Origin of the sequence: Candidatus Poriferisocius sp., assembly GCF_965219815.1 — a bacterium.
Taxonomy (GTDB): Bacteria; Actinomycetota; Acidimicrobiia; order Acidimicrobiales; family Bin134; genus Poriferisocius.
Window position 1 is genome coordinate 750922 of the sequence record NZ_OZ244791.1, and the last position, 18106, is coordinate 769027.

The following is an 18106-nucleotide window of genomic DNA, read 5'->3' on the forward strand; positions in this document are numbered from 1 at the left end:
TGGGGTCGCTAGCCGTCTTCGTCGGCGGATTCGTCCTCCATATCTGGCTTGGGGGGCCTGGAGACTTCGATGAGGCTGCTGCGGTACCACACGCCCTCGTCGAGGTCGGCGGGCAGGTAGGCAATGTCGGGGATGTAGGTGTGGCCGCGGAAATCGCTGAAGCCCAGTTGGACCCGCCCGTCGGCCAAGCGGCGGGCGCGGATCTGGCCGATCGACGTGTCGTCCAACTCCACATCCAAAGTGGAGTACCACGTGCCGAATTGCGTGTCAGCGGGCAGGTAGCGCCGCTCGGGCAGGATCTGGAAGCCGCTGGACAGCTCCACGCCATGCTCGATGCGACCGTCTTCGCCTAGTCGGGCCATGACACGCAGGGCAATCGGCGGATCAGGCTCGGGCTCTTCCTCGGGCTCGGGAAGCGTCTCGGGTTCGATCAATGCTAAAAGCTGCTCGCTCTGGTCGAGGCCGAGTCGCTCGAGGAACCGGGAATTGGCCGCATCCACGTTCTCAACCGCGCAGAGCACGTTGTCGATGGCCACGATGTAGGCCAAAAGAGCCGCCCTCATCTCGGCGTCGAGTTGTCCCAGGGCCTCGGCGTCTTCGATACCGGCCAGCGCCAGCGGCTCGCTGAGCGGGCTTTCGCCGGTGTCGCAGATCGGTTGGGCAGACAGCATCGCCTGGACTTCAGGATCGTCCCAGCCCAGCTCAGCAGCTCGTGCCGATGCCACGATCTCACCAGCCGACGCCATTGGCGCGGTGACGTGTTCGGCGTAGGCGAGCTGGGCCTGGACGGCCGATGCCTCTTCGAAGGTCAAGGCTTCGCCGCTGTCAATCCGCTCCAACAGCGCGTGCCAAGAATCTGCCAGATGCGCGTAGGTTGCTGACGCTCCGTCGGCCAGCTCGAGCACCAGATCCTCGACGGCTACCGGGCTGATTGCCTCGCCGCCGGCCAGCGTCTCGGGCAGTCCTGAAGCTTGGACCACTGCCGCATATTGAGCAGCGGCCACATTGCGTACCGCGCTCGACGAAGGGCTGTCCACCGCGACTTCTGCGGGTGATTCGGATTCCGGCAGATTCGCAATCGCCGGCCGGTGGAAGATGCCCTCGAGCAGCTGCGTGCGCACCCCGGCGGCGTACTGGGCCTTCTCCTGAGTCTCGGCGTCGATTTCGGCTTCGGGGTCGTCCACGGAGGACACCGTGGTGACCACCGTCCCGTCTTCATCCTCACCTTCCACGTCTTCGTCGAGTTCCGCTGAGACCGAATAGACCTGGCCGTCGACTTCCACCAGCACCGGGCCGTAGGTTGGATTGCTCAGCACCATCAGGTCGTGCCAGAGGCCGTGGAATCCGAGTTCGTCCTCGTTGCCGTCGCGGGCAATTACCGCGGTGAACACCCAGGTGGGGCCGGTTCTGTCGAATGTCACCGAGTGTGGGGCTACCTGCTCCGTCGTCGTGCTCGTTGCGCTCGCCGTTGCCTCGTTGGTGTGGTACGAGGCGCCGGCGGGCCAGAGGTTCGAGAGCACAGGGCCGATGCGGTCGAACACCCGGGGTCCGATCGCGTACAAGATGGCGTGGCTTTCCTGGTCGGGGAATTCGTCGCCGCCCGCGTTGCCGATGCGGTAGTTGATGGTCAGCGGGTCACCGGCCACCACCTCGGTGGGGATGTCGATTTCTTCGATTTTCAACAAGGGGCTGCGCTGGCTGGCCTCTTCTTCCACGATGGTGAGGGTGAGGGTGAAGTCGATCCGGGGACCCTGAAGGTCTCTGGTCCGGTAGGTGGTTGCCTCTATCCCGTAGACATCGGCTGGCAAGTACTGCTCGACCCGGGAGTTGCGAGTCCCGCCGGCGTCGTCGTTGTGGGCGACCTGGCCGGGTACCACCGAACGCAAGGCCACGATGGGGGCCACAATCAGCACCGTATCGCCGATCTCCGAAGTCAGGTCGACCCGCACCCGGGCGCCCTCGGGCAGGGTGAACACGAAGTAGTTGGACGGGTGTCCGGTAAGGAAGATCGACTGGCAGGATTCGGGGGTCCAGAAGCCCGTTACCTCGATGTCTTGATCGGGCGTCAACTCGCCCAACGCCTGCGGGGCGCAGGTGGCTACCTGGGTAACCGCCACCGTGAAGCCAGCCGCTCCCCTCACCCGGCCCGGGGTGGTGGTGGCCTCTATCAGATAGACGCCCGCCTGGAGCTCGCGCTCGATGCGAGCGTCGAGGGCGCCCACGCCGCCGTCATCATTCTCGGTAATCCGGTTGCCGTCCTCGTCCAGCAGGTAGAGGTAGGAGTCGCCTTCGGAGGAGTTCAAGTCGACTCTTATTCGTCCCGTGTCGGCAATCTCGAACCGATAGGTGTGGGCATCGCTGTCGAGGCGGAAACGCGAATCGCAGTCCTCGGTGCTCCAGCGACCGCTCGCTTCCAGCGAGCTGCCCGGAGCATTGCCCAGCGCTCCCAAATCGACAATCTCGCAGCTTGGTTCCTCTTGGGTGGTCACCTCGTCTTCGCTGATCAGCGCCGGCTCTTGGGCCGAGGCCGCTCCAGCCCCGCCAAAGGCCAGCACCCCGGCCAACAAGGCGACAGCCACCCCAGCGGTTGCCGCCGTACGCTTTGTCCTCTTTGCTCGTTTCACCCCGTACTCCCCATCAGCCAGTCGCCGTAGTCGAATGTCTTCGTTTGAGACGCGACGGCAAGACTATTCAGTATCAAGGCAGCCAAACGACCTCAGCAGCTTGTTCATACTGGTTGGGTCTTCATGCAGGCCGGTTCGGCAACCGGAGGGGATTGCCTGCGGCAGCCTCTACACTTCGGGGCATGGCCTTGTTCGGGATGAAGAAGTCGATGATGGTGGACCCAGCCGATGCGCTGCCGGGGCGAGAAGAGGAGATGCCGGTGCCGGAGGCCCACTTCGTGAACGGCAATCCGTTGAAGCCGCCGTTCCCCGATGGCATGGAGAAGATCATGGTGGGAATGGGCTGCTTCTGGGGAGCAGAGCGAGTGTTCTGGCAGGCGCCGGGTGTGTTCACCACCGCCGTGGGCTACGGCGCGGGTTTCACCCCCAACCCCTCCTATCAGGAGGTCTGCTCCGGCCTCACCGGCCACAATGAAGTGGTGCTGGCCGTGTTCGATCCCGAGGTCACCAGCTACGAACAGATGCTGGCGCTGTTCTGGGAGAACCACGATCCCACCCAGGGAATGCGCCAGGGCAACGACGTGGGTACCCAGTACCGGTCGGGCATCTACTACTTTGACGACGACCAGAAGGTGGCTGCCGAGGCGTCTCGGGAAATGTTCGGCGCCCGGCTGGCCGATGCCGGCTACGGAGAGATCACCACCGAGATCATCGCCGCCCCGCCCTTCTACTACGCCGAGGACTACCACCAGCAGTACCTGGCCAAAGTCCCCAACGGCTACTGCGGCCTAGGCGGCACCGGAGTCACCTGCCCCGTGGGCATCGCCACCGACTGACTAAGGCGGTGGCTGGAGCCACCACACCCAGCTGGTTCCCTCGATGGGTGGATGTTGCAGGAAGTGGGCAAGGGCGGCGATGACATTGGTGGGGTAGGCGACACTGCGACGGTTGAATCGGTTTCGATCGGTGAAGATCACATTGGGGTGGTGGGTGTCGCGGGTCGCCCACCGTGAGATCAATATGGCAAAGTCGCGCACGTTCTCAGTGACAATGGTTCGGTTTGTCTCAGCTGCGAATTGGAGGAGATTCTCATCAGCCATACCTCGCAGTAGTGGATCGCTTGATACCGCATGGACATCGTGACCGGCTTCCTGCAAGACCCGGGCGACTGTCGGGCTGTGCATCTCGTCGAGCAGCAGCCTCACTGGGCGAGCAATGTCTGTTGGCGCTCCCAAAGCGCCTGATGCCGTTCGGCGGCCTCCTCTTGAGCGGCAATCTCGTTATCAATCTCCGAGGTGTGATCGGCGTAGTACGCCATCGCGGCGTCAACAAGGGATTCGTGAAGGCACATCATCTCCGCAACCCTGGCTCGGCGCTGTTCGACTGGCACGTCTCCACCTGTGAGGGCTGACACCACATCGGCCACCTCTGGCCCTCCGATGAGAACTGGACGCCTGCCAGCGGGTCCGTCACGAAAGCAGATGGCGGGGTGTGCATCCATGCGGAGCCCTTCTTCGATGAAACGGGTTGCCAAAGACGACATTGACGAGTCACGCCTGCGAGCGTGTTCTCGTAGCCGATCGGGGATTGACTCACTGGGGAAGCGAAGCGACATCACACTCATACCTACATTGTATCGCGTTGTAGGCGATAGCGCGACTGCGGTTTGGCGGGGTTGGCTCCGGTTATCTATGAGCTTTCATATAGTTTTCAGCTAATTTATGAAAAAATATTGCTTAGCGGCTTATCGTGGAAAAAAATCTTGAATAAGCTTATACCTGATAGTTAGGATTGCCGAGTGGCACGGGTAACTGCTTCCTATTGGCCGACAGGGCCGCGAACTGCCTTCTTCGACGACGAAGAAGGAGTGGCTTCGGCGCAGACTCTGGGGCGGGCGGTGGCCGAGGGTCACATCCGCCGTTTGGCCCCCCGGCTGTATACCTCCGACCTCGTCAGCGACCCGGTTCAGATTGTGGCAGAGAATCGCTGGTACATCCTGGGCCGGTTGCTGCCTGGAGCGGTCATTGTGGACCGCTCTGCGGCCGAGGGCGGCAAGGCGGTTGACGGAGTTCTGTACGTGGCCAGTGAGGAGCGTCGGACACCCTTGAAGCTGCCGGGGTTGGAAGTCCGGATTCGTCCCAGCCACATGAACGACGAAATTGCCGACGACCTGCCATGGCCGCACGGTCTGCGCATGTCCCGGCCAGCCCGCATCCTGGTGGACAACTTGGCTTCATCCCGGAGCAGAGGAGGCCGGGTTGCCCGCACGTTGTCGCCAGCGGAACTGGAAGACTGGCTGGCAGGCAAGGCCGTGGTTTGGGACGAGGGGCGCATATCCCGACTGCGGGAGGAAGCAGTTGAGATGGCTGAGGCCATCGGCGCCTCCACCCAGGTGAACGAGATCGACGGCTTGTTCCAACGCCTAGCAGGCTCTGAGCCGCTGCGCCCCGACTCCGGGGCGCTGTTCCAAGCCGTTGTCGGCGGCAAGGGCTGGGATGAGCAGCGAGTTGAGATGTTCAAGCGAGTGGCCAGCGGGTTGTCGGAGCATTCCGACCCTGATGTGGCGGAATTTCTGCCGGCTGGGCAGTACGACACAGAACTGCCGTTCTTCGAGAGCTACTTCTCCAATTACATCGAAGGCACCGTGTTCACGGTGGAAGAGGCCCGCCACATCATCGAGACCCAGCAGCCACCGGCATCCCGCTCCGCCGACGGCCATGACATATTGGGTACCTACCGATGCGTAGTCGACGCCGTGGGGCGCAAGGCGGTATCGGAATCCCCCCAGAGTCTGATGGGTTATCTCTGTGATCGCCACAAGATGATCCTCGGAGGTCGCCCGGAGATGGGGCCGGGACAGTGGAAGAAGGCGCCCAACCAGTTTGGGGCGTACCAGTTCGTCGCCCCCAATCTCGTTGAGGGCACCCTGCACAAGAGCCTGGAGCTGGCCTGCTCTGTTCCGGCTGGCTTTCGCCGGGCGCTGTTCGCCATGGTGGTCATAACTGAGGTCCATCCCTTCGCCGAAGGGAACGGCAGAGTGGCCCGCGTGATGATGAACGCCGAGCTGTCGGCCGTTGAGGCGGCCCGCATCGTCATTCCCAGCGTCTACCGCAACGAGTACATCGCCAGCCTGCGAAGCACCTCGGCCTCTGAGGGAGCAGAAGTGTCGGCGCTGATGAGGGTGATGGGCTTCGCATGGCGGTGGACCGCGGCCATGCCCTGGGAAGACCGAGCCGCCACCGAGGGCCAACTGGAGGCCACCAACGCCCTGAGAGACCCCGACGATGCCGCCATCGGCGGGATCAAACTCACCCTGCCCTGAGTGCGTGACAATTCGGCTTCAGTCCATGGAGCGAATGGATTAAGCGGGGGTGAAGATGCTGCGGCCGGTGGTGTCGTCGATGTGCACTTGGCCGTTACGGCCGACGGCTTCGGAGGCCAGCAGGTCGTGGAGCAGGTCGGGGTCTTCGGGGAGGTTGGCCAAAAAGCGCCGGCCATTGCCGCCGTTTTCGTTGAGGCGTCCGCAGACGTAGCCCATGGTTGGCTGGCCGTCGCGATTGTGCATGACGGTGTAGGCCTCGATGCGGCCCCGACCTTCGGCTGACTCGTCGGGAATTGCGGGGGCGGTGGCCATGGATGCCGATGGGGGCGGGGCGTCGGGCCGGTCCCAGCCGCGCTGCTTGGGTCGGGCCGAGAGCACCGCGGCGGCATGCTTGGTCATAAAGAAGCCGTTGCCGGTGACCATCCCGATCGAGCTGTCGTCTTCGCGCAGTTGCTCGACCATGGCCGCTATCGAGTTCATGTTGTAGGCCGACCCTGGGCCGCCGGCGTAGGGCAGGCCGCCGGTGACGGTGAACGGGCGGGAGTCCAGCTCGTCGATGCCCAGCATGGCGCAGGCCATCCGAACCGCAATGGGGAAGCAGGAATAGAAGTCGAACAGGGCGATGTCATCCACGCCCACGCCGGCCTGGCCCAGCGCGCCCAGAGAGGAATCCTTCATCGACGGGCACTCGGCGAAGTTGGGGCGGGTGCTGGCGAACCAGGCCTGCTCGGAGGCGTTGTGCCCGCCCCACCAGTACACCCAGCGATCCTCGGGGATTCCCAGCTCGCGGGCCTTGGCCGCCGAGGTCATCACGTAGGCTCCGGCCTGGTCGGTGTTGAGCACCGAGTTCAGATACTTGGTGTAGGGAAAGCCGATCATTCGGTTTTCCGCGGTGGGGGTTTGCAGCTCCTTGGCGCTTCGTTTGGTGGGGAACCAGGCGTAGGGGTTGGCGGCGGCCACCGCGGTGAACTCGGTCATCATCTGGCCCAGCCGCTGGGCGTGCTCAGCCAGTGACATTCCCTGGGCGGCCCGCAGTGCGTTCTCGAACAGGGGATAGGCTTGGATGGGGCGGGTGAGGCGATGGCGCTCCTCTAGTTCCGACACCATGGGCTTGGTGGTGGGGGCGAATCTTGCATGGGCGCCGTCGGGGCCGCCCCCGACGGGCCAGTTCAGCTCCACCCCGGCTGCCTCAGCCCGCTCGGCCGTCTTCCATGCCTGACCGCCGGTCATCACCGCCATCTCGGTGCGCCCGGCCATGATCTCCGCAGCCAGGTGGTTGGCGGCCAAAATGCCCATCTCCCCACCGCCTCCGGTGTTCTGGATCCGGGCTCGGTGGTCGATGCCCAGCCTCTCGGCTACCAGCCCGGCGCCGTTCGCCGGAGTCCAGTAGGCCGATGGGATGTGAAAGAAGGCGTCAACGTGGGCAAACAGGGAATTGCCCACGCCAGAGTCATAGGCGGCCCGGGAGGCCACGTCGGCCATCATGGTCAACGGGTCAGGTGCGGCCGTCGGATCGGTTTCCCTTCCCACATACTGGGCCACGCCCACCAGCACCGGCACCCGATCACCGCTCATTGCGGCGATGTTATGGCACACCAACTTCGTGTTGGATGGTCGAAGGGGCGGTTGGTGGCATCTGAGCGGTTGTTTCAGCTGTACACGGTGAAAGCCTGTTTCCTGTCTCGGCCGAAGCGGAAGACCGAGAAGTCGGCATCGAGCGAGATCGCCTCGTGTACGCCTAGCCGCTGCATGATCGACCAGCTCGTGCGGTCCACCAGCGAAAAAACCTGATCGGCGAAGTCCTCGCCGATGCGCGCCGCCACCTCGAGGTCGGCGACAATCGCCGGCTCGACGCGGGCGATGCCCATGCGGATCCCGTTCACAAGCTGTTCGGCGGTCTCGGTCCCGAGGCGCCGCGCGGCCAAGAACCACGTCTCCACCAGGACGTGGTCGCTGGTGAGCAGGCCGCCCGCGAACTCCTGTAACCGCCGCGCCGCCCGCTCGTGCCCGGCGTCGTCAACGTCGGCCGCGGCGTACCAGGCCGAGGTGTCTACGAAAACGGTCACCGCGCGTCGCGGAGCGCGGCGACCGCCTCGGAGACCGCCGCTTGGCCCTCAGCTGCGATGTCGCTTCCGCCCGAGCAGCCGATGCCTATGATCGCCGAGACATCGGCACCGGTTCTCCCGCCCGCTAGATCCTGGTCAACCAAGCGCCGGATGTACTCGGCCATGGTGATCCCCAGCGATGCCGCCTTCTGCTTCACCAGCGCATGCTGCTCGGCCTCCAGCGCGACTTGAGTACGCATGACGCTACATCATAACAGCAAAACACTGTCCACTGGCCATTAGCCCGGGAGTCCTGTTAGTGGTCAGGCAGGAACTGTGGGCCAAGCTGCGGGACACACCCGGAGATCGGGCTCGGTTTCATATCCCTGCCACCGTTACGTTGGCGTGATCGGAGGCGAGGCTTCGCAGATCTTCCACATCGTGGGTCAGGATGATGCCGCCGCCGAAGCGAATCGCTGTGGCCACGACCAGGGCATCGACGGCCATCTCGCTGCCCGATCCGACTGCTGACAACAGGTGCCCGGCGATGCGTGCGATTCGAGCACCGGTAGTGACCACTTGGATGAATCCGCGTCCGAGAACCAGGTCAACGGGTTCATCGGCACCCCGGCCCCGATATAGCTCGACCAGCACCACAGATGGAACCCTGACAGGGTGATTGCGGATGTGGGCAGTGCGCAGGGCGCTTCTGACCCGTTGATGGCGCAGTTCGTCTTGGTGGGGACGGGCGAGAGCAGACAACGCCTCGCTGTCAAGGATCAGGAGGGCCACAGAGCGTCGTAGTGCTCAACCAGCTTCTCGGGAACAAGGCCGTACTTGTCGTCCAGTTCCCGGAGATAGCCATCCAGCAGCTCTCTCTCGAGTTCATGCTCAACGGCGCGGGCGACAAAACCGCTGAGTTCTTGGTCGCCCACATGCTCCCGAACCCGCGACGCGAGTTCTTCGTCCACGCTTACCGACCATGTGAGGAGTGCCACACCATGATGCTAATAGCAGATATCGACAATTCGCTCCAGATAGAGCGTGCCCCGGTGAGTATTTCCCCTTTGGCCGGTCACCTCGATTAGGGGGTGACCGGGTGGCAGGGGGAACGTCAATGCCATGCCAGCGGCCCTCGTGGGTTGCTTTGATATGCGGTGTTTTAGTCGTTGTCGGTGATGGTGCCGGTTGCTTCGTTGTCGGCGATTTTTGCTTGGGCTGGGGTGTATAGGACGAGTTTGAATGTCTCGTTTGCCTCTGGTGTGTTGTCGTCGACTAGTGCCACGGTGATGGTTTTGGTTGTGTCGCCGGGTTTGAAGGTGAGTATTCCGTATGTTTGGGCGAAGTCCGCGAAGGTCGCCGACGCCGCGGTCCCGAATGCGGGCCGCGCGTAGTAGTGCACCCACGCGTAGCGGTTGCTGGAGGGGCTGAGCGTCACGGTGAACGTCAGGGTTCCGCCCTCGGCGCCCGAAGCGTCGCTGATCGAAAAAGACGGAGTCGCGTTCACCGGCGTCGGGGGCGGATCGTCGTCGTCGGCCACCGCCACAGACGCCGACCCGCTGGTGGCCGACACGGTATAGCCCTGGCCGGCACTCACGGTGGCGGTGACGGTGCCGTCGGTTTCGTCTGTGGTGTCGTTGGTCGTGGCGATGGTGAGGGTGGTGCTGCCTGTCGTGGGGATGGTGACCGTTCGCGTGCCGGGCGAAACGCCGAAATCGCCCGACTGCGAAACCGTCACGTCAACTGTCAACGGCGCTGCGGGTGCGGGGTCGGCGGTGACGGTGAATGTCGCGTCGCCGCCCTCTGTGATCCCGCTGCCGGCGGTGATGCTGATCTCGGGATCAGCCGGCGGCGGCGGTGCCGGGTCGTCGTCGTCGGCCACCGCGACAGTCGCGGTGCCCGCCGACTGGGACACCGTGTAGCCGCTGCCGACGTCAACCGTGACTGTCACCGACCCGTTTGGTTCGTCGGCGCTGTCGCCGGTCGTGGCGACGGTCAGCGTCACGCTGCCCGACATGGGGACTGTCACCGACTGCGACCCTGTCGCGACGCCGAAGTCACCCGACTGCGAAACGGTCACGTCCACCGTCAAAGCGGCCGTCGGCGCGGGGTCGGCGGTGACGGTGAAGGTCGCGTCGCCGCCCTCTGTGATCCCGCTGCCGGCGGTGATGCTGACCTCAGGCGTCACCGCAGGCGGAGGCGGCGGGTCGTCGCACTGTTCGAGGGCTTCGAGGGTGCGCACGGTGCGGTCCCAGCGGGAGTTGTCGAACCGCGACTTGATCGTCTGCGCGTCGGCGACTGTCATCGCGGTCTCGCCGGTGTCCACCCCCAAAGCGGCCAGCACCCGGTCCCAGCGCTGCTGGTGCTCGGCATGGGAGTACTGGTTGCGCCAGCCGGTCACCTCGGCTGCGGTCACCGCATCCGACGGCAAACTCGGCACACAAACCGGCGGCGGGTCGTCGTCGTCTGAGACCGCGACAGAAGCTGACCCGCTGGTGGCCGACACGGTGTAGCCGGAACCGGCGCCGACCGTCGCGGTGACCGACCCGTCCGCCTCGTCGGCCGAGTCGTTCGCCGTCGCCACAGTGAGCACAGCGCTGCCAGACACAGGGATCGTGACGGTCCGCGAGCCCGGCGACACACCGAAATCGCCGGTCTGGGTGATCGCCACCGTCACGTCCAGAGCCGCCGACGGCGCCGGAACAGCAGCCACCGTGAACACCGCGTCGCCGCCCTCCGTGACACCCGCGCCCGCGGCAACGCTGACCTCGGGGTCAGGCGTCACCGGGTCGGGGTCGGGTGTCACCGGGTCGGGGTCGTCGGCGGCGGTGCAGCGCTGCATCGCGTCGTTGATGGGCGCCCAGCCGGCCCAGCCCTTGCCGCTGCTGAAGGCCTCCACGTCCTGAGCCGAGATCGTCTCGTCGGTCACCCCCGACGGCTTCGCCGGCAGATCGTCGGCGCCGAGCGTGTTCAGGATCCGCCAGAACAACGCAGCATTCGAGCCGTGGCTCAGATGCCACTCGAACGCCGCCCGCGCCCTGTCGATGGCAACTGCTGCGTCGCAGGGCACCACGTCGTCCTGCGCCGACACCGAGTCCAGGCTGTCGTCGCCCCCGGAGGACGCCAGCACCGTCACCGTGGTGAAACACGTCCACGAGACAGTGTTCACCTGCCGCGGCCGGCCAGGCTCGCCCGGATCCACAATGGGTACGCCGTGCCTGTTGTGGCCCTCTACTCGAGGGGCCCTGTGCGGCCGTGCGGGAATCACCTGCTCAGCCGCTTTGCAGTTCGGCGCAGCCGGGTCATAACTAGTCTCGGGATACTCAACGTTGTTCGGGGAGGCGTCGCCCCAGTGGATCTTGAAGTTCTTGCCCACCGACGGCGAGCACAGCCTGATCGGAATCGACACCGACCCGCCAGCCCGCAGGTCGCGATAGTGCCAGTGCTCGACGTAGCCGTGGTTGTCGTGGTTGTCGTAGTCATTCTCGGGGCCGCACGAACCCTTCAAGTTGTCCCGAGCAGTGCCATCGGAGATCGTGAACAGCACACCGTTGCCGTGCACACCCGGCGGCACCGGCAGCACCACGTTCACCACCCGGTCATGGCCGCCGAACCTCACCGACGCCGTCTCCGGCGGACGCTTCCACCCCAACAAAGACGGCGTTCCGACCTCGAAGATGCCCGACAGGCCGATGTAGACGTTGTTCATGCTCTGGGGGATGTCGCCCTGGTCGATGGGGTTCTGGTTCGCGGTGCCGCCGCCCCAGCGCGTTTGGTTGCTGCTGTTGCCCAGCGCCCTGCTGGGCTTTTTGGTGCCGGCGGTGGCATGGGTGGTGCCGGTCCGGGTGCCGGTGTTGGGGCCCCGGTTGTTGGTGGAGGCGTTGCCGTTGGCCCGGCGATGCGCGCTCGGGCTGTTGTCGTCCCAGGTGCCGTCCCAGAAGTCGTTGTGGTCATCCGCGATCTTGGGGCCGTTCAGCCAGTAGATCGGCGTCGACCACGGCGTGTGGCTGGGCTCGCCGCCCACCATGATGCCCGTGGCGGTGTGCGACGCCGCGTCGACCGTCGGCGTGGAGCCCACCACCCGGAACGTCGACGAGTACTGGCGGATGTCGGCGTGGCCGGTGCTCGCGCCGCCGACCCGGTTGCGCACGAACGTGTCGTAGGTGGAGATGGTGCTGGCAGTGGCGTTGCGCTCATTGTGGGTCTTGAACAACAGCCGGAACTGCTCGCCGGGGCCGACGCCGCTGGGCTTGAGAGCCCAGTTGTCAGGCACCACGCTGACGTTCACGATCTGCACCACGGCGTATTGTCCCTGGTTCGTGGCGTCCTGCTGGGAGCCAATGGTGATCCCCGTCGGAATCGCGCCGAAACCCATGACAAAGGTCTCGTAGTCCTCGATCTCGCCGTCCAGCGGCACGGGCAGGCTGAAAGTGTGGCTGGTCACGCCCGCCGGCACCGTCACCGAATGCGTGGCGGAGACATTATAGCTGCCCACAAACGGAATAGCTGCGGCGTGATCCACGCTGATGTCATTGCGCGGGTCGGCGTCGCAAGTCTGGAACACGATCTCGAAGGTCTGCTCCGCCGCCGTGGGCGAGCCGAAGGTCAGCGTCGGCCGCAGCGGGTCGCCCTCCCGCACGTTGTAGTCGCCGCGGCTGAACCCCACCGTGTTCCCCGCCGCGACCGGCCCGATCGGGCCGACGATCGGCGTGTAGGCGTTCAGCGTAACGCCGTTTCCGTCGGTGTACTGGACACGGAGCCGGAGGTAATGGCCGGAGTCCGCTTGCTGCAGGGTGTAGCTCTGGGAAGTCGCGCCGGGGATCGCGGCAAACCCAAAGCGTGCGGGTGTAGCTCTTTTTTGCCACTCGTAGCTGACCGCGCCGTTGCCCTCGGGGTCGTCGCAGACCCGATGCCCCGTCAGGGTGCCGTTCACCGAGGGCTGGCCGCCGATCCGAAACGCGGCCTGGCCGGAGCTCTCGACGATCGTCACCGTTGCTGTGGTTCCTGAGCCCAGGTTGTAGCCGGTGCCGTCGTTGATGCTCAGAATGATGGTCTCGCCGGTGTCGGAGACCGCGTCGCCCAGGATCGTAACTGGGAAAATAGGATTGGCGCTGAACCTCGCCGTACCCGCCGGCATAGTGAACGTCCCGGTCATTTGGGCGCAGTCCGCGCCGGCGATGGTGTAGTCCGTCCCGCAAGTCGCCGTGCCGCCAAGGGTGTAGCTGACGGTCAGGGCTGCGGCGAGATTCTGGTTGACTTGGAAATATAACGTTGTTACTTCTGATGGCTCCGCTGCGAGATCACCCGTTATGCCCCACCAAATGTTCGGGACACTCTGCGCCTCGGCCCGCTCGGCCGGCGTCACAGCCACGACCGCGACGAGCAGCACCGCGACAGCCGCGACGCGTCGCCCCACAGCGCGCTTCACGCGCTCCGTCCGACCAGCCGAACGAAACCGGGGGGGGGGGGGGTGTTTGAGGTTCCCCCCTTTTCGTGGAGACATGCTCTATAAGGAGGAGCTATGCCCAGAAAGCTTTGATGCCATGGCCCAAAAAATACCAACCCCAACACGCGCAAACAAAACAATGAATCACCCCGGGTTCGGTGGAGCTCTGGTCCCTGAGAGGATGGAGCAATGCCAAATCATGGGAGATATCCGGCCGAGCTGCGTGTGCGGGCGGTTAGTCGTTGTCGGTGATGGTGCCGGTTGCTTCGCCGTCGGTGATTTTTGCTTGGGCTGGGGTGTATAGGACGAGTTTGAATGTCTCGTTTGCCTCTGGTGTGTTGTCGTCGATTAGTGCCACGGTGATGGTTTTGGTTGTGTCGCCGGGTTCGAAGGTGAGCATTCCGTATGTTTGGGCGAAGTCCGCGAAGGTCGCCGACGCCGCGGGCCCGAATGCGGGCCGCGCGTAGTAGTGCACCCACGCGTAGCGGTTGCTGGAGGGGCTGAGCGTCACGGTGAACGTCAGGGTTCCGCCCTCGGCGCCCGATGCGTCGCTGATCGAAAAAGACGGGGTCGCGTTCACCGAAGGCGGCGGGGGCGGGTCGTCGTCGTCGGCCACCGCCACAGACGCCGATCCCGCGGTCGCGGACACCGTGTAGCCGGTGCCGGTGTTGATGGTGGTGGTGACCGACCCGTCGGCCTCGTCTGCGCTGTCGCCGGTGGTGGCCACCGTCAGCACAGCTGTGCCCGACGTGGGGATGGTCACGGTGCGCGAGCCGGTGGCGGCGCCGTAGTCGCCGGACTGGGAGACCGACACGTTCACCGTCAGCGCAGCCGACGGCGCCGGCGAGGCGGTGACGGTGAACACAGCGTCGCCGCCCTCTGTGATACTCGCGCCCGCGGTGACGCTCACCTCGGGATCAGGCGGCGGCGGTGCCGGGTCGTCGTCATCGGCGACCGCGACCGTCGCTGCGCCCGCGGTCGCGGACACCGTGTAGCCGGTGCCGGTGTTGAGCGTGGCGGTGACCGCCCCGTCGGCCTCGTCTGCGCTGTCGCCGGTGGTGGCCACCGTCAGCACAGCGCTGCCCGAGATGGGGATGGTCACCTGGCGCGAACCGGTGGCGGCGCCGTAGTCGCCGGACTGCGAGACCGACACGGTGACCGCCAGCGCAGCCGACGGCGCCGGCGAGGCGGTGACGGTGAACACAGCGTCGCCGCCCTCTGTGATGTCTGCGCCCGCGGCGACGCTCACCTCGGGATCGGGCGGCGGCGGGGGCGGTGCCGGGTCGTCGCATTCGCCGAGGGCTTCGAGGGTGCGCACGGTGCGGTCCCAGCGGGAGTTGTCGAACCGCGCCTTGATCGTCTGCGCGTCGGCGACTGTCATCGCGGTCTCGCCGGTGTCTTCGCCCAAAGAGGCCAGCACCCGGTCCCAGCGCTGCTGGTGCTCGGCATGGGAGTACTGGTTGCGCCAGCCGGTCACCTCGGACACCGTCACCGCATCCGACGGCAGACTCGGCACACAAACCGGCACCGGCTGTGCTGCGGTGGGCTGGTAGCCGGTGGTGGTCACCTCGTTGAGGTCATGCGAGTACACGGTGACCGCGTACACGGTGCCGGGCTCCAAGCCGCTGAGTGTGTGGCTGTGGGTGTCGGCGTCCACCTGGACCTCTTGCACGTTGGCGCCGTCGCCTGCTGGCCTCCAGTAGACCCGATAGTGGTCGACGTCTCGCTCGGGCCACGACAGCGTCATGGCCGTAGCTGTCACCTCTGAGAACGTCAGCACCCCGGGATCGGGGAACCCGGCATCGGTCTGGGAGTCGCTCTGGGAGTCGCTCTGGGAGTCGCTCCGGAAGCCGGCGAAGGCGCAGTTGCCGTCGCCGAACTTGTCAGCAGGGAAATAGTTGTGGTGGTGGCTGTGGCTGCCGCCCCTGCCGTCGGTGTAGCTGCCGTGCGTGTGGTCCGTGTGCCCGTAGTCCACCTTGCATGTGGTCCAAACCGTGCGGTAGGTGCCTGCGCCGAGGTCGTCGATCTCATCGGCCGTGAGACATTCGGTGATGCCCATAGCCGCGTGGTGTGTGACATCCAGCAGATGGTGATATTTGGCCGGCAGGACGTTGCGATCCAGGTCAAGCGCGTCGACAACGCCGTCGCTGTTGAAGTCGGCCTCGTTCTCGTTCCTGGCGCCGAATGCGCCGTGTCGGGCGAGCAGCTTGAGGGTCTCCACGTCGATTGGGCCGATCCTCACCGCATAGGGCGACGAAGCCGGGTAGTGGGTGTGGCCGTACCAGCACGGCTGCGAAGACGGATTGAACCTGGTGGTGCCAACCATGGCGTGAGTGGTGCCTCCGAGGTTGTATGCGATGTCTTCTTGGACTTGCACGTTGACGGTGCGGCCGGGGCCCACGCGGCTAATCCGTGTGGGCATCGCGAAAGTCGCGGTCCCGCTTGAACCCACATCAACGTGGCGAAACGCCTCGTTCTGATCCTGCCCGCCACCGCGAAGGTACCGGTACCAGGTCCGCAGATACACGCGCCTCGTCTCCCCGGCGCCGGGCGCGGGGCTCACGGTGAGCCTGAAGCGGGCGTCCTGACCCGACGCGACCGAGCTGTCCAGTGGGGCGACGGTGGCAGCGGGCACACCCGGCCAAGCCGACGGACAGGTGCCGCTGCCCACCGCCATGCAGGCCCACCCCGCAGACGGATGCGGAGCGGTCTTGCCGCTGGCAATCGACCGCATGGCGATCCAGCCGTCACCGACGTCGCCGCCGGCCTCGGCACGGCTCTTCACCCACACATCGGTGTCGAAACCGGTGTTGTTTCGGTAGATGGTGCGCTCGAGCCCTGTCCGGACGTAGCCGCCTGGTCTGCCCGTGTCAGGGTGATACCAGAACTGATCCCATGTCGTCGGGCGGTGGTCTGAGCGCGGGCTTATCACGTCGCCCGACCACGCCAGTTGTGTGCGGATACCGCCGATCTCGCGCGTCGCCGCCTCGCCGGTATCAAACTTGAACACCACTTTGGCACCCGGGTGGGCAGGCCCGGCGCTGCCGTTGCCCAGCCTCACGCTGGCCGACAACTCGTTGAACTCCTCGTCGCTCTCGATCACTGTCGAGGCCGTGTTTTGAGTGTCGTGGGGGTCGTAGTTGGTGCCGTCGTTCACGGTGACCGTCACCCCGCCGTCGCGCTCGGAGCGGTCGTTGTTCTCCGTGCGGACCGTGAAGGTGACAGTGCCGGTGTTGGCCGGGACGGTCACGGTGCGATCACCGCGTTGGGAGGCGGGGACGAAGTTGCGGCCTCCGTCGGTGGTCTCGTCCACCGTGACGCTGACCGACTTCTGCGTCGTCGGAGGCGGCACAGACCTTATGGTGAACCGGATCGTGTCGCCCTCGGTGACCTTCTCCTGGGTGGCCGCGATGCTGATGGTGGGATTGGCCGCGTCACCGCTGTCCACCTCGAAGATCCCCGACAGGCCGATGTACACGTTGTTGTTGCCTTTGGGGATGTCGCCCTGGTCGATGGGGTTCTGGTTCGGGTCGCCGCCGCCCCAGCGCGAGTTGGCATTGGAGGTTCCCAGCGCCTTGCCGGGCTTTTTGGTGCCGGCGGTGGCATGGGTGGTGCCGGTCTGGGTGCCGGTGTTGGGGCCCCGGTTGTTGGTGGAGGCGTTGCCGTTGGCCCGGCGATGCGCGCCGTGGCTGTTGTCGTCCCAGGTGCCGTCCCAGAAGTCGTTGTGGTCATCCGCGATCTTGGGGCCGTTCAGCCAGTAGATCGGCGTCGACCACGGCGTGTGGCTGGGCTCGCCGCTCACCATGATGCCCGTGGCGGTGTGCCACGCCGCGTCAACCGTCGGCGTGGAGCCCACCACCCGGAACGTCGACGAGTACTGGCGGATGTCGGCGTGGCCGGTGCTCGCGCCGCTGACCCGGTTGCGCACGAAGGTGTCGTAGGTGGAGATGGTGCTGGCGGTGGCGTTGCGCTCGTTGTGGGTCTTGAACAACAGCCGGAACTGCTCGCCGGGGCCGACGCCGCTGGGCTTGAGAGCCCAGTTGTCAGGCACCACGCTGACATTCACGATCTGCACAGTGGCCGTGCTGGTGCTCCCGGACACGAACCCGTTGGGCAACCCGCCGAGAGTGATGGTGAAATGTTCGTAGTCCTCGATCTGACTGTCGGACGCTACGGGGATGTTGCAGATGTGGGAGTTCCGACCCGAGGGAACAGTGCAGGAATGGGGACCCGCGGTGAAATCGGCCCCGGCGGTGGCCGTGCCCGCAGTGGTGTTGATGGTGAAGGTCGCTGACGACGAAGTCGTCTGGTTGAAGGTCAGCTTGGCGTGTACCGAGTCGCCTTCGCGTGCGTTGTAGACACTCTGGTCGAACTGGACCGTGATGGTCGACTGGGCGCCTGCCTCAGGCGTCGGCGGGCCTGCGAGCACCAGCACCGAGGCCAGCACCGCCAGCGCAACCCCACACCCAAGCAGCGGCACCCGCCGAATCAACCCCATCATCGAAGCAATCCCAGAGCCCCTGGGGGGGGGGGGGGTGTTCGACGAGTTATGCCCAGAAAGCTTTGATGCCATGGCCCAAAAAATACCAACCCCAACACGCGCAAACAAAACAATGAATCACCCCGGGTTCGGTGGAGCTCTGGTCCCTGAGAGGATGGAGCAATGCCA

The 18106-nt window shown here is 65.2% G+C and carries 12 protein-coding genes; 2 read left to right on the plus strand and 10 right to left on the minus strand.

Going from position 1 to position 18106, the window contains the following annotated elements:
* Nucleotides 1-8 precede the first annotated feature (8 nt).
* On the minus strand, nucleotides 9-2579 hold the full coding sequence (locus tag ACOQPI_RS03725; protein ID WP_420618358.1) for a PPC domain-containing protein: 2571 nt from the start codon (nucleotides 2577-2579) through the stop codon (nucleotides 9-11).
* A 227-nt stretch (nucleotides 2580-2806) separates the two neighbouring features.
* Here ACOQPI_RS03725 and msrA point away from each other — a divergent pair, with 227 nt between their 5' ends.
* Complete coding sequence (msrA, locus tag ACOQPI_RS03730; RefSeq protein ID WP_420618359.1) at nucleotides 2807-3460, plus strand: peptide-methionine (S)-S-oxide reductase MsrA; 654 nt, start codon at nucleotides 2807-2809, stop codon at nucleotides 3458-3460.
* On the opposite strand, the gene ACOQPI_RS03735 is transcribed toward msrA, so the two are convergent.
* Nucleotides 3461-3829, minus strand: a complete 369-nt coding sequence (locus ACOQPI_RS03735; RefSeq protein ID WP_420618360.1) for a DUF5615 family PIN-like protein — start codon at nucleotides 3827-3829, stop codon at nucleotides 3461-3463.
* The gene (locus ACOQPI_RS03740) at nucleotides 3826-4014 is read right to left on the minus strand and encodes a hypothetical protein (protein ID WP_420618361.1); all 189 of its coding nucleotides are present in this window, start codon (nucleotides 4012-4014) and stop codon (nucleotides 3826-3828) included. Before ACOQPI_RS03740 ends, ACOQPI_RS03735 begins: the two co-directional genes overlap by 4 nt.
* A gap of 408 nt (nucleotides 4015-4422) precedes the next feature.
* Here ACOQPI_RS03740 and ACOQPI_RS03745 point away from each other — a divergent pair, with 408 nt between their 5' ends.
* Nucleotides 4423-5946 carry a Fic family protein gene (locus ACOQPI_RS03745; RefSeq protein ID WP_420618362.1) on the plus strand — a complete coding sequence of 508 codons (1524 nt, stop codon included), beginning with the start codon at nucleotides 4423-4425 and terminating at the stop codon, nucleotides 5944-5946.
* A gap of 39 nt (nucleotides 5947-5985) precedes the next feature.
* Here the strand turns inward: ACOQPI_RS03745 and ACOQPI_RS03750 are convergent, their stop codons facing one another.
* The 7 genes from ACOQPI_RS03750 to ACOQPI_RS03780 all read right to left on the minus strand — a co-directional run bounded on the left by ACOQPI_RS03750 (nucleotide 5986) and on the right by ACOQPI_RS03780 (nucleotide 17938).
* The gene (locus ACOQPI_RS03750; RefSeq protein WP_420618363.1) at nucleotides 5986-7521 is read right to left on the minus strand and encodes a hypothetical protein; all 1536 of its coding nucleotides are present in this window, start codon (nucleotides 7519-7521) and stop codon (nucleotides 5986-5988) included.
* Nucleotides 7522-7595: 74 nt separating this feature from the next.
* Nucleotides 7596-8012: a type II toxin-antitoxin system VapC family toxin gene (locus tag ACOQPI_RS03755; protein WP_420618364.1), complete on the minus strand. Its 417-nt coding sequence runs from the start codon at nucleotides 8010-8012 to the stop codon at nucleotides 7596-7598.
* Nucleotides 8009-8251 (minus strand): hypothetical protein, encoded by a 243-nt coding sequence (locus ACOQPI_RS03760; protein ID WP_420618365.1) that lies wholly within the window; start codon nucleotides 8249-8251, stop codon nucleotides 8009-8011. Before ACOQPI_RS03760 ends, ACOQPI_RS03755 begins: the two co-directional genes overlap by 4 nt.
* Before the next feature lie 118 nt (nucleotides 8252-8369).
* Nucleotides 8370-8783 (minus strand): PIN domain-containing protein, encoded by a 414-nt coding sequence (locus ACOQPI_RS03765; RefSeq protein ID WP_420618366.1) that lies wholly within the window; start codon nucleotides 8781-8783, stop codon nucleotides 8370-8372.
* Entirely contained in the window at nucleotides 8771-8989 is a 219-nt protein-coding gene (locus ACOQPI_RS03770) for a hypothetical protein (protein WP_420618367.1), read from the minus strand. Before ACOQPI_RS03770 ends, ACOQPI_RS03765 begins: the two co-directional genes overlap by 13 nt.
* A 164-nt stretch (nucleotides 8990-9153) precedes the next feature.
* A complete protein-coding gene (locus ACOQPI_RS03775) occupies nucleotides 9154-13419 on the minus strand; it encodes a Calx-beta domain-containing protein (RefSeq protein WP_420618368.1) in 4266 nt (1421 codons plus the stop codon).
* A gap of 253 nt (nucleotides 13420-13672) precedes the next feature.
* Entirely contained in the window at nucleotides 13673-17938 is a 4266-nt protein-coding gene (locus ACOQPI_RS03780) for a Calx-beta domain-containing protein (RefSeq protein ID WP_420618369.1), read from the minus strand.
* Nucleotides 17939-18106: the final 168 nt, after the last annotated feature.

What these genes read in the sequence shown, in the direction of transcription:
- ACOQPI_RS03780 (WP_420618369.1), bottom strand. Translation starts at nt 17,938, where the DNA reads ATGATGGGGTTGATTCGGCGGGTGCCGCTGCTTGGGTGTGGGGTTGCG.
- msrA (WP_420618359.1), top strand. Translation starts at nt 2,807, where the DNA reads ATGGCCTTGTTCGGGATGAAGAAGTCGATGATGGTGGACCCAGCCGAT.
- ACOQPI_RS03760 (WP_420618365.1), bottom strand. Translation starts at nt 8,251, where the DNA reads ATGCGTACTCAAGTCGCGCTGGAGGCCGAGCAGCATGCGCTGGTGAAG.
- ACOQPI_RS03750 (WP_420618363.1), bottom strand. Translation starts at nt 7,521, where the DNA reads ATGAGCGGTGATCGGGTGCCGGTGCTGGTGGGCGTGGCCCAGTATGTG.